The organism is Fervidobacterium riparium (assembly GCF_025370035.1).
Taxonomy (GTDB): Bacteria; Thermotogota; Thermotogae; order Thermotogales; family Fervidobacteriaceae; genus Fervidobacterium; species Fervidobacterium gondwanense.
In genome coordinates this window covers 1,003,182-1,014,627 of record NZ_CP009277.1, presented here as the reverse complement: position 1 = coordinate 1,014,627, position 11,446 = coordinate 1,003,182, and the positions used below count along the sequence as shown (strand labels likewise).

The following is an 11,446-nucleotide window of genomic DNA, read 5'->3' as shown; positions in this document are numbered from 1 at the left end:
TGCGCAATAATCGACGATTAAACTTTCCGAAAACTCAACGACTTGACTGTTAGTAACAGCTATTGTAAAATTCATTGTGAAATACTATACCTGGAGGGGAGCTCCTAAATGCGGGGCTGAGAGGGGAACGCAAGTTCCCGACCCTTCGAACCTGATCCGGTTAATACCGGCGGAGGGACCAGGGCACACAATAAGTGTGAATCTGGAAAAATTAATAATAAAACGATGTTCCCTCCGTAAAATTGGAGGGATTTTTTCTTTTAAATGCGCATAACGTATGAATATCGTGAAAAGGAGGGATTTTTATGAAAAAGCTGTTTTTTTTAACTCTTGTGCTCATCACAGCGGTATCTTTCTCTGCTGAACTTGTCATATACACATCCGACAGTTTTGCAGGGGGCATAGCAAAGGTTGTTATACCAAAATTTGAAAAACAGTACAACTGCAAAGTAAAAGTTGTCAGCTTTGGTTCGATGGGCGATGTGCTTGCAAGGCTAATAGCTGAGAAAAATTCGCCAAGAGCTGACATAGTCATAGGATTGAACCTCCAGCAACTGAACAAGGCTATCAGCGAAGGTATCTTGGAAAAATACAGAGCAACGAATTCTAAAAATTTGATGTACAAAGGTTTTGTAAACGACTACGGGACCGTGTACGATTATGGCGCTATAGCTATGCTTTACAACGCGGAGAAGATAAAAAATCCTCCAAGATCATTCAAAGATTTGCTGAAATCGGAATACAAAGGCAAAATCGTTTTAATAGACCCAAGAACTTCAAGTACAGGATTGACATTCCTCATGTGGACAATAGCGGCTTTTGGTGAAGATGGAGCTATGGAGTACTGGAAAGAGCTCAAGAAGAACGTACTTACATTCACAAGTGGTTGGAGTGCAGCATTCAAGATGATTGAAACAGGTGAGGCTGACATAATAGTTAGTTTTGCAACAGACGGAGCTTACAGCATGTATAAATACGGCTCAATAAAGTATGTACCTGTAATCTTTGAAGAAGGCGCATACGTTCTTGAAGAATACGCAGGTATAATTAAGAATGCCAAAAACAGGGCACTTGCAAGAGCGTTTATAGAATTTATTTTGACACCTGAATTTCAAAAAGAAGTTCCTCTGAACCAGTGGATGCTTCCTGTTATAAACATCGAACTACCTGAAGTATTTAAATACGTTCCTGAAACAAAGAAGATTTTGAGAGTAGACCCAAAGATTAACGAACGATTGGATGAAATATTGAAGAAGTGGGAGAAAGCTGTTATAGGATAGTTCTAATTCGAAAAGAGAAGGGCAGGGATTCCTTCCCTGTACTTTTTTTAATAATTTATATAGCTTTCAACGATCCAAAGCTTCGCATAGTCTAAAAGAGTAGATGAGAGACAAGTTTTATCAAATTCCAAGAAGTGAGGTGCTTCGGTTTGATAAGAAGAATTCTTCTGCTACTATTATCTCTTGTTCTTATATTGCCTACATCGTTTATCTTCTCTCAGTATCTTAAAGTTGGGTTCCTGTTAGGTTCTCCATATGCATTTTGGAGTGGGAACACATTCAAAGGCATAGAATGTGATATATGGAAGGCGGTTTCTCAAGAGATAGGTTATCAGCTTGAAGTGTACGTATTACCTTTTTCCGCAATTTCCCCTGAGATTTTAACAAAATTATCGATGGACGTAGTCGTAGGCGGCATACATATGACAGATGAGAGAAAGAAACTCTACGATTTCGGAACACCCTATATGGATTCAGGTTTAGCTATTGTGACAAGAAGTGATCTAAAGTGGGATGGAAGACCGGAAAGCATTACTTTTGGAGTCAAAAAAGGGGCAACAGGAGAAACCATCGTTCAGCAATGGAATCAAAGCGGGAGGAAAGTTAAGTACATATCTTACGTTTCTAACGAAGAGATAATAACACATCTCTTGATAAAGAAAATCGATGGCGCATTTTTTGATTACATCAACGCACTATACCTTGCTAAAATGTACGGACTTACAGTCCAAAAGCAACTCATTTATACGACCAAGATAGGCTATATATCATTGAATAAAGAGCTCAAGAGTCGAATTGATAAAGCGGTTCAGAAGTTAATTCAGGAAAATAAGATAAGGCAGATAATAGCTTCCTATGTAGGAAATTATTGAAAGAAAGCGCTCCTTAAAAGGAGCGCTTCAATTTTATTATTATCAACTACACTATAGTACAAGTCCTCCATCGACACCTATGACTTGACCTGTAATGAATGCTGATTCGTCGGATGCCAAGAACAGGTAAAGATAAGCAACTTCTATAGGTTCTCCAAGCCTCTTTAATGCTGCTTTCTCAGCCATTGCCGTTAAAATCTTTTCTGGCACTTTCTCTGTCATTGGGGTTTTTATAAAGCCCGGAGCAACTGCGTTAACTCTAATTTGTGCGCCTTTTCTTGCAAATTCTTTCGCCCAGGTTTTTGTCATACCTATAACCCCAGCCTTTGTCGCTGAGTAATTCGTTTGCCCAATGTTTCCGTAGACACCTACCACAGACGATGTATTAATTATACTACCTTTTCCAGCTTCGAGCATATAAGGGACAACTGCCTGAGTCATATTGAAAACGCCTTTCAGGTTTACATTTATTACTCTATCCCAATCCTCTTCGGTCATATTTTGAATGAGCGCATCGCGTGTGATACCTGCATTATTAATAAGCACGTCTATTTTTCCGAACTTTTCGATTACATCCTTCACAACTTCTGCTATCCTGTTTCTATCAGTCACATCAAGTTTGTAAAAATGTATGTTCGGATGTTCGTAAGATGCTTCTCCAACATCACATGCAATTACGATAGCACCTTCTTTTGCAAAGAGTTCAGCCGCCGTTCTTCCAATACCGCTTCCTGCGCCTGTGATTATGCAAACTTTACCTTCCAATCTCATGTTGTTTACCCCCTTTTATATAAGAATCATTCAATATTCTCAACGATAACCGCAGTACCCATTCCACCACCGATGCAAAGCGTCGCAAGTCCGTATTTTATATGTCTCTTTTTCATTTCATACAGGAGCGTAACGATTATCCTATTTCCACTTGCACCGATTGGATGTCCAAGCGCAATGCCACCACCGTTTACGTTTGTGCGCTCCAGTATCCATTCCTTCGTAACTCCAAATGCTCGTTCCCAGCCTTTAATAACGGCTAGGCTCTGACCTGCAAACGCTTCGTTCAGCTCTATCAATTCGATATCTTGGAACGACATACCGGCTTTCTTAAGAACCTTTTCTGTCGCAGGAACTGGACCTATCCCCATCCTCATTGGGTCAACACCCGCTTGTGCCCATGCAACTATTCTTCCAAGAGGTTTCAATCCTTTCTTTTCAACATACCTATCACTTGCAAGGACAATTGCACTTCCTCCATCGTTTATACCACTTGCATTACCTGCAGTTATAGTTCCATCTGGTTTAAAAGCTGGTTTAAGTTTTGCCAAACTTTCCAGAGTCACGTCAAATCTTGGATGTTCGTCCGTGTCGAAGAGTTTGACACCCTTTTTGTCTGGTATTTCAACGGGAACGATTTCGTCTTTAAATTTTCCGTTCTCAATTGCTGCCTTTGCTTTCATCTGGCTGTTGTACGCAAATTCATCTTGCTCTTGACGAGATATGTCAAACTCTTCTACAAGTTTCTCAGCGGTCATCCCCATGTGCACTTTATTGAATACATCGGTTAATCCGTCGAGTATCATGTGGTCTTGAATTTCCTGATTTCCAAACTTCAGACCAAAACGAGCGCGGTAAGAAAGCAAAAATGGTGCTTGAGACATACTTTCTATGCCACCTGCAAGCACTACATCTGCCTCTCCAAGCTCGATATCGGTAGCACCGATCATAACTGCCTTCATTCCGCTACCACACAGCATATTGACAGTATAACCAGGTTTCTCAACAGGAATACCTGCATATATACCAACCTGCCTACCTGGTCCCATCCCCTGACCTGCGGTAAGTATACATCCAACAATCGTTTCATCGAAATCTTCCACAGGAACACCTGATTGCTCAATAGCCCCCTTTGCTGCAATCGTTCCGAGTTGTGGTGCCGGAATATCTTTCAAAGAACCTGCAAATGTGCCTATAGCCGTTCTTTTTGCCCCGAGTATATAGACCATCAAATCCACCTCCACCTTCCTTAAACTTCAGAAAAGACTCATAATAAAAAATATGAATCACCATTCACATTACATAATTGATTAAACCATTTTTAGTCTTTTGATGTCAAAATAATTGTATCTGAAGAAACACAATTTAGACTGATATTTCTAATGAAAATAAAGCTATCATTCACTTTGCGCAGATTTTCTTTGAATTTTAATTTTTACAATACGTACTTCGAACTCAGAACCAAGAACCTATGCTCAGAAGAGGATTTATGTATTGATGAATTAAATCTAAACTGTTGGTGGACACCAATCAGAAGGAGGGATTCTTATGAGAAACCTTACTATGTTTCAAAAGATATCGGTGATTGTTGTTATTCTAATACTGTTCATGTTAGCTATAGGCACTTACTCCACACTGAATTTGCGCTCTACTATTATTGAAATGACACAGCAAAATCTTCAATCACTTGCAGAGAACAGCGGAGATAACCTTGTAAGTTTCATAGACGGACATATCAAACTAATAGAGCTACTCTCAAAAGATGCAAATGTATTGGGGGTTTACAAAAACGAATTTCAGGAAGAAGTCTGGATGAAAAAACTGTTCCAAAGTGTTATGAAGAGTTATCCAGATGTGATGTATGTTTACGTCGGGTTGAAAGATAGAAGAATGTTTTTAATACCTGAACAGGAACTTCCAGAGGGATACGATCCAACAACGAGACCATGGTATAAGGAAGCCATAGCGAATGCTGGCAAGACAATTATCACTGAGCCATACGCAGACGCAGCTACTGGGAAGCTCGTTGTAACAATTGCAAAGACTGTCCAAACAGATGAAGGAATAGTAGGTGTAGTAGCGCTTGATTTTGACATATCGGAACTTTCAAAAAAGCTCATGTCAAAGGGTAAGGAGCTTGGTTATCTCAATGCCGTTGTGACAAGTGGAGGAAATATAATATTACATACTGACAGCTCATTAGTTGGTAAGAACGTAAGCGACCAAGAATTCTTTAAGAAATGGCTCTCTGGACCTGAGAGCGGTGTATTTGGTTACACATTTAACAACGTTAAGCGAATCACCGGTTATAAGAGATTACCGAATGGTTGGATATTTGCAACGCTTGTTTTAGAGAAAGACCTAATGAAGAATGTCAACATTGCAACGATAATTACATTATCAATTGTGCTCTTAGCAATAGTTGTCTCAATACTCATCGCACTCTTATTCACAAGAAGACTTATAGTTAAACCAATCAACGAAATAGTTACCGCAGCCGATAAGGTTTCGCAAGGAGATTTGACTGTGGATATACAAGTAAAATCTAAAGAAGAAATTGGTAAGCTTGCCAATGCTCTTTCGAAGATGGTATCTTCTCTGAGAGAAATTGCTATGCAAATCCAACAAGAGGCAGTGACTCTTAAGCATGAATCATCACAAGTTGCTGCCTCTTCAGAGGAAACGAGTGCTACTATAGAAGAATTAACAGCAGAAGCTGATAATGTGAATCTGAGTGTAAACAACGCGTCGGCTGCCTTAGAGCAGATGACAAGCGGTATACAAGAAGTTGCAGCAAGTGCACAGAATGTAGCTAACGCTTCTCAGAAACTCAGTGAAGAAGCCCAAAGAGTATCCAATCTTGCGAACGAAGGTCAGAAGGCAATCCTGTCAATAGCGGCTGTCATTGAGCAAACTAAAGATAGGGCGAACATTACATCTCAGACTGTTGAAAAATTGAGTGAAAGTGCAAAAAACATAGGAGAAATAGTTGACACAATAAATTCAATTGCGGAACAGACTAATCTTTTAGCGCTAAACGCAGCAATAGAAGCCGCAAGGGCAGGAGAAGCTGGACGAGGATTTGCAGTTGTTGCAGATGAGATAAGAAAGCTCGCAGAAGAGAGTAAAAGAGCGACACAAAACATTGCCAATATACTGAGAGGGATTGTAGATGAAAGTGTGAAAGCAAACGATGCGACAAAAGAAACGGTAGAAATTGTTAATCAGGCGGCAAGTCAATCTACGGTGATTAAATCTCAATTTGAACAAATATTGCAGAGCATAGTAAGAATGTCGCAAATGACAGAAAACTTGGCAGCGAGTGCACAGCAGCAAAGTGCAGCAGCCGAGGAAATGAGCAGTGCAATGGACAACGCGAGCAAGTCAATGATAAGCGTTGTTGACCAATTAAGAGAAGTAGCAACAGCGATCAAGCAGCAAGCTGATGCCGTTTCCAGCCTTGCAAAAACCGCTGAAACTCTTGATGGAGTGGCAGAAAAACTAGTGGAATCGATGAAGAGATTCAAGATTTGACAAATTACGAAAACCCCAATCCCATATGGGATTGGGGTTTTTATTAACAAGAAATTAACTGAGAAGTGTGGAGTGATTTTACTACATAAACTTCTTGTCTTACTTGTAGTAGCATTGATAAATCCATTTACATTTTCAATATTGGCTATCGTTGAAACCTACTTTCTTACTAACTTTTGGAAGTGTGGAGGTATATGTTCTTTTTTGGAATTGTTTTGTTTTTGAAAGAATTGCTTAACGTATAGGTGCTTGTAGATTAAATTTCTCTTCTAACATACATGTACATATTTGTGGTATAATCATGAATATGAATAGAAATAATTATCTTTTACATCAAACATCAAAATCTTTGCACAAATTCTAAGAGGAGGGTACTTTATGAGAAACCTTACGATGTTCCAAAAAATCTTGGTGGTTGTTATGGTCTCGGTGCTCTTTATGGTAGCTATAGGCATTTATTCTACATCAACTCTCCGCTCGACGATTATAGTAAAGACGGAACAGAATCTTCAAGCACTTGCTGAAAACAATGGTGACAACTTGATGAGTTTTGTTGATGGACATGTAAAGCTTATAGAATTGCTCTCAAAAGATGCAAACGTTTTAGGTGTTTACAAGAATGATTATCAGGAAGAAGAATGGATGAAAAAGTTGTTCAACAGCGTTACAACAAGTTACCCAGATGTGATGTACGTGTATGTTGGATTGAAAGACAAAAGGATGTATTTGGTACCAGAAACGGAGCTTCCCGAGGGGTTTGACCCAACTTCTAGACCTTGGTATAGAGACGCTGTTACGAAGCCTGGTCAAGTAGTGATCACGGAGCCATATGCCGACGCTTCTTCTGGAAAGTTCATAGTGACGATAGCGAAAGCTATCCAAACCGATGAAGGGATAGTCGGTGTAGTTGCACTTGATTTTGACATTTCAAAACTTTCAGAAGGACTAATGAGCAAAGAACACGGTTATCTCAATGCTGTTGTGACAAGTGGCGGTAACATAATATTACACACAGACGGTTCATTAATTGGTAAAAACATAAGTGATCAGGAGTTTTTCAAGAAGTGGATATCTGGTTCTAAAAGTGGTGTGTTTGGTTATACCTACGAAGGCATGAATCGCATCACAGGCTACACACCCTGGCCAATGTAAAATCTAAGTGAACAGAACTGTGTATAGCTTCGGTTGTTTCTTCAGCATCCCTATCAAGTATGTTAACTCCTGCCCAATTAACCTTATCGTTAACTTCGTAAACAACGTCGCTTTGTTTATCTTCTCTATCACTAATCCCAGTTTCAACCTTTCAAAATAGTACTCTATCTCCCACCTCTTCCTGTATATCGCCCTCATCAGCTCACTTTTCATGAATTCTTCACCAGCTTTTCCCCTCGGCCTGATTATCTTTTCTCCTTCCCCTTCTGCCCTGAACTTTTTAACGTGATATCCCCTGTCTCCTATTATTAAACTACCTTTGCACCCTTTCGTCATTTCTATCCCTACGTCCCATTCTCGCCTCTCACTTACCTCGAAGTCCACTACTACTTTCTCTTTGCTGTTGTACAACGCATGCAATCTCTCTTTCTTATTTCTCAACTCGCTCGAATCTATCGCAAGTATGCTCCCTGCTACCTTCTTCATTATTCCTGATATCTTCGCTTTGTCTATATATTTCATCCGATACGTTAACGTCTGCCGAGTTGGTAACTTGTATGGATAATAGATATTCCCTCTCTTGACTTCATCGTAGAACTCCCTCACATACTGACATTTCGTCAAACACATTGCAATGATGACTCTTAATATGTCTAAATCCGAATATTTCCTCGTAAACATCCTCCTTGACCTCTTAAAGACAATTTTCGCAATAGCTTCTAATGATTTTTCTGGTATAATAACTTTGATCACGGGGAACTGTGCCTCCTTTCGTATTGATTGGTGTTCGATACAATTTTGGCACGGTTCCCCCTTTTTGTTAACTCTCTTTTTTATTTGTTAACTCATCCCTCCAATTTCACATCCCACTTTGGCCAGGGTCACAGGCTACAAGAGATTACAAAATGGATGGATATTCGCAACAGTTGTTTCAGAAAAAGATCTGATGAAAGAAGTCAATATCGCAACCATTGTTACGATAGCCATCACAGCATCGGCAGTTATCGTATCGATAATTATAGCACTATTCCTTACAAGAGCTTTCATAGCAAAGCCTATCAGTGAAATGGTTACAGCAACCGACAAAGTGGCACAAGGCGATTTAACTATCAATGTTGAAACTAAATCTAAAGATGAGATTGGTAAAATCACAACTGCACTTACAAAGATGATAACTTCTCTTAGAGATGTGGTTGCACAGATTAACCAAGAAGGAAATACTATAAAACAAGAGGCTTCCCAACTTGCTGCGGCATCTGAAGAAACAAGTGCCACGATAGAAGAACTCACTGCGCAGGTTGATAATGTAAACACGAATGTGAACACCGCATCGGCTGCTATTGAAGAGATGACAAGCGGTATCCAAGAAGTCGCCGCAAGTGCACAGAATGTTGCAAACGCTTCGCAAAAGCTCAGTGAAGAAGCTCAAAGAGTATCATCACTTTCGAGTGAGGGTCAGAAAGCAATATTGTCTATAGCTAACGTCATCGAGCAGACGAAAGAAAAAGCTAACATAACATTTGAAACCGTTGAAAAGCTCAGCGAAAGCGCAAAGAACATAGGTGAGATAGTAGATACGATAAACTCAATTGCAGAACAGACAAACTTGCTCGCACTGAACGCAGCGATAGAAGCAGCAAGGGCAGGAGAAGCTGGTAGAGGCTTTGCTGTTGTTGCAGATGAAATTAGGAAACTTGCAGAAGAGAGCAAACAAGCAACACAGAATATTGCGAACATCCTGAGGGGAATAGTTGATGAAAGCTTGAAAGCAAGTGATGCGACAAAAGAAACTGTTGAAATAGTCAACCAAGCGGCAACGCAATCCACATTAATCAAGTCACAATTTGAACAGATATTACAGAGTATCGTTAGAATGTCCCAGATGACCGAGAACTTAGCGGCGAGTGCGCAGCAACAGAGTGCAGCAGCTGAAGAAATGAGCAGTGCAATGGACAGTGCAAGTAAGTCAATGGTAAGCGTTGTTGAGCAGATGAACGAAGTAACAATGGCTATTAAACAACAAGCAGATGCGATAGAAAACGTTGCAAGGACAGCAGAAAACCTTGATGATATTGCAGAAAAGCTAGTTGAATCAATGAGAAGATTCAAGATTTAACAAGCACTTGCGATAAGAAAGCCCCCGATGAGGGGGCTTTTTCATAGAATTAAACAACCTTATCTATACTTCTGAAACCTTCTCCAAGCACGTATCTTGCTTCGTTAACTATGACAAACGCATCAGGATCAATCTGCTTTATAACATGCAAAACTTCTCCAAGTTCTCTGCGCCTTAATGCAACATATAGGACATCCAAATCTTTTCCTGAATAAGCGCCTCGGGCTTTCAGTATAGTTGCTCCTCGTTCCATCTTATTCAGGATATAGTCCTTTATTGAATCAACTTTACCCGAAATGATAGTCATAGTCACCGCAAGTTCCAAACCTTTTAATATGAAGTCTATCGTTATGCCGTTTATTATGATAGCAAGTAGTGCATACATCGCTATACGTGGGTTAAATGTGAAACCGGCTAAGATACCGATTGAGAAGTCTATCATGAGCAGTGTTGTACCTATCGGAGCACGGAAATACTTTGACAATATTTTAGCTACAATGTCCGTTCCGCCTGTCGATGAGTTGTTTGCAAAGGCAATCGCCATACCTACTGAGGCTAATACGTTGCCAAAAAATACGGCAAGCATCAATTCGTCTCCTGTATAGCGAGGTATTTTGAGTATTCTATCAAATAAGTCTATAAAGAAATTCAGTGCGAATGTTGAATATATCGTTTTGAAACTGAAATCCCTTCCTACAAGTGTAAATCCAAGAATGAACAAGACGATGTTAATAATATACATCCAAACACCAATGGGTATCGCATTTAACAAACGATGGAGTATCATAGCCATACCACTCGCCCCACCGGCTGCTATGTTGTTCGGAATAAAGAATATCACAAGCCCGAGTGCTGTAAGTAAGACTCCTATCGTTGACAAAACGTATTCTTTAATCTGTTCTTTTAGATCCATAATTTTAGAAACCTCCTTTCTTTTCTTAAAAATTCTCTCTATTGTATTCTTTGCATAAAATTTATCCGCATGGTATCATTATACCAGAAGGGGTGAAGTATGTGCATATCAAGTTACAGGATGTTTCTGTTAATTACTCAGGTAAGAAGGTTTTGAAAGGTATAACAACGACATTCGAAACAGGTAATATAGTCATGATAATAGGTAGAAACGGCTCCGGGAAATCGACCCTTTTGAAAGTTCTCGCCGGGTTAATTGATTTTGCAGGACAGATAATCATTCCGGAAAAATATTCAGATATATCTGAATTAACAGGGTACGTTTTTCAGAACCCGGAAACTCAAATTGTGGGCAGCACGGTATTTGAAGATGTTATTTTTGGTCTTGAGAATATCGGGTTCAGTAAAACAGAAATGGAGACTCGAGCGAGGTATGTCTTAGATTTACTCGAGCTTTCAGATCTCAAATTTTTTGATCCATATTACCTTTCAGGTGGGCAAAAACAAAGACTCGCTATTGCCTCAGTCTTAGCACTTAATCCTGAGTTTTTATTGCTCGATGAGGTAACCGCCATGCTCGACAAAAACGGTAAAAGAGAAGTTTTGAACGCCGTGCTTAAGTTGAAAGAGACAAATAAAGGCGTGATCGTTGCGACTCATGAACTTAATTTGTTTCTGCCTTACGTAGATAGATGTATTTACATTGAGGATGGAAAGATAGCCTTTGACGGTAATCCGCACGATGGTGCGGAGCTTTACAGAAAAGCAGCCACAGAAAAGTTTAAGAAAATACAAGTCCAATAAATACA

10 protein-coding genes and 1 riboswitch are annotated in these 11,446 nt (G+C 39.7%); of the genes, 6 read left to right on the top strand and 4 right to left on the bottom strand.

What is annotated here, in order from left to right; all coding sequences use genetic code 11:
* The first annotated feature begins 84 nt into the window (after positions 1 to 84).
* A riboswitch (TPP riboswitch) is annotated at positions 85 to 195 on the top strand.
* Positions 196 to 305: 110 nt separating this feature from the next.
* Positions 306 to 1,280 carry a thiamine ABC transporter substrate-binding protein gene (locus tag IB67_RS04580; RefSeq protein WP_072758059.1) on the top strand — a complete coding sequence of 325 codons (975 nt, stop codon included), beginning with the start codon at positions 306 to 308 and terminating at the stop codon, positions 1,278 to 1,280.
* A gap of 149 nt (positions 1,281 to 1,429) precedes the next feature.
* Positions 1,430 to 2,152: a substrate-binding periplasmic protein gene (locus IB67_RS04575; RefSeq protein WP_245789466.1), complete on the top strand. Its 723-nt coding sequence runs from the start codon at positions 1,430 to 1,432 to the stop codon at positions 2,150 to 2,152.
* A 51-nt stretch (positions 2,153 to 2,203) separates the two neighbouring features.
* Here IB67_RS04575 and IB67_RS04570 read toward each other — a convergent pair whose 3' ends face one another.
* The gene (locus tag IB67_RS04570; RefSeq protein ID WP_072758057.1) at positions 2,204 to 2,923 is read right to left on the bottom strand and encodes a beta-ketoacyl-ACP reductase; all 720 of its coding nucleotides are present in this window, start codon (positions 2,921 to 2,923) and stop codon (positions 2,204 to 2,206) included.
* Positions 2,924 to 2,949: 26 nt separating this feature from the next.
* Positions 2,950 to 4,152, bottom strand: coding sequence for an acetyl-CoA C-acetyltransferase (locus IB67_RS04565; RefSeq protein ID WP_339744714.1), 1,203 nt, complete (start codon positions 4,150 to 4,152; stop codon positions 2,950 to 2,952).
* Between the two features lie 319 nt (positions 4,153 to 4,471).
* Here IB67_RS04565 and IB67_RS04560 point away from each other — a divergent pair, with 319 nt between their 5' ends.
* Both IB67_RS04560 and IB67_RS04555 read left to right on the top strand, forming a co-directional pair.
* Positions 4,472 to 6,457 (top strand): methyl-accepting chemotaxis protein, encoded by a 1,986-nt coding sequence (locus IB67_RS04560; RefSeq protein ID WP_424695417.1) that lies wholly within the window; start codon positions 4,472 to 4,474, stop codon positions 6,455 to 6,457.
* Positions 6,458 to 6,835: 378 nt separating this feature from the next.
* Positions 6,836 to 7,609 carry a cache domain-containing protein gene (locus IB67_RS04555; RefSeq protein ID WP_498875495.1) on the top strand — a complete coding sequence of 258 codons (774 nt, stop codon included), beginning with the start codon at positions 6,836 to 6,838 and terminating at the stop codon, positions 7,607 to 7,609.
* A 3-nt stretch (positions 7,610 to 7,612) separates the two neighbouring features.
* Here the strand turns inward: IB67_RS04555 and IB67_RS04550 are convergent, their stop codons facing one another.
* Positions 7,613 to 8,362 (bottom strand): transposase, encoded by a 750-nt coding sequence (locus IB67_RS04550; protein WP_498875164.1) that lies wholly within the window; start codon positions 8,360 to 8,362, stop codon positions 7,613 to 7,615.
* A 193-nt stretch (positions 8,363 to 8,555) separates the two neighbouring features.
* Here IB67_RS04550 and IB67_RS04545 point away from each other — a divergent pair, with 193 nt between their 5' ends.
* Positions 8,556 to 9,725, top strand: coding sequence for a methyl-accepting chemotaxis protein (locus tag IB67_RS04545; RefSeq protein ID WP_498875494.1), 1,170 nt, complete (start codon positions 8,556 to 8,558; stop codon positions 9,723 to 9,725).
* A 49-nt stretch (positions 9,726 to 9,774) separates the two neighbouring features.
* Here IB67_RS04545 and IB67_RS04540 read toward each other — a convergent pair whose 3' ends face one another.
* Positions 9,775 to 10,638: a YitT family protein gene (locus tag IB67_RS04540; RefSeq protein ID WP_339744705.1), complete on the bottom strand. Its 864-nt coding sequence runs from the start codon at positions 10,636 to 10,638 to the stop codon at positions 9,775 to 9,777.
* Positions 10,639 to 10,739: 101 nt separating this feature from the next.
* Here IB67_RS04540 and IB67_RS04535 point away from each other — a divergent pair, with 101 nt between their 5' ends.
* Positions 10,740 to 11,441, top strand: a complete 702-nt coding sequence (locus IB67_RS04535) for an energy-coupling factor ABC transporter ATP-binding protein (RefSeq protein WP_339744702.1) — start codon at positions 10,740 to 10,742, stop codon at positions 11,439 to 11,441.
* Positions 11,442 to 11,446: the final 5 nt, after the last annotated feature.

Excerpts from the sequence above, each read along its gene's own strand:
- IB67_RS04580 (WP_072758059.1), top strand. The coding sequence starts at position 306 with ATGAAAAAGCTGTTTTTTTTAACTCTTGTGCTCATCACAGCGGTATCT.
- IB67_RS04570 (WP_072758057.1), bottom strand. The coding sequence starts at position 2,923 with ATGAGATTGGAAGGTAAAGTTTGCATAATCACAGGCGCAGGAAGCGGT.
- IB67_RS04565 (WP_339744714.1), bottom strand. The coding sequence starts at position 4,152 with ATGGTCTATATACTCGGGGCAAAAAGAACGGCTATAGGCACATTTGCA.
- IB67_RS04560 (WP_424695417.1), top strand. The coding sequence starts at position 4,472 with ATGAGAAACCTTACTATGTTTCAAAAGATATCGGTGATTGTTGTTATT.
- IB67_RS04555 (WP_498875495.1), top strand. The coding sequence starts at position 6,836 with ATGAGAAACCTTACGATGTTCCAAAAAATCTTGGTGGTTGTTATGGTC.
- IB67_RS04545 (WP_498875494.1), top strand. The coding sequence starts at position 8,556 with ATGAAAGAAGTCAATATCGCAACCATTGTTACGATAGCCATCACAGCA.
- IB67_RS04540 (WP_339744705.1), bottom strand. The coding sequence starts at position 10,638 with ATGGATCTAAAAGAACAGATTAAAGAATACGTTTTGTCAACGATAGGA.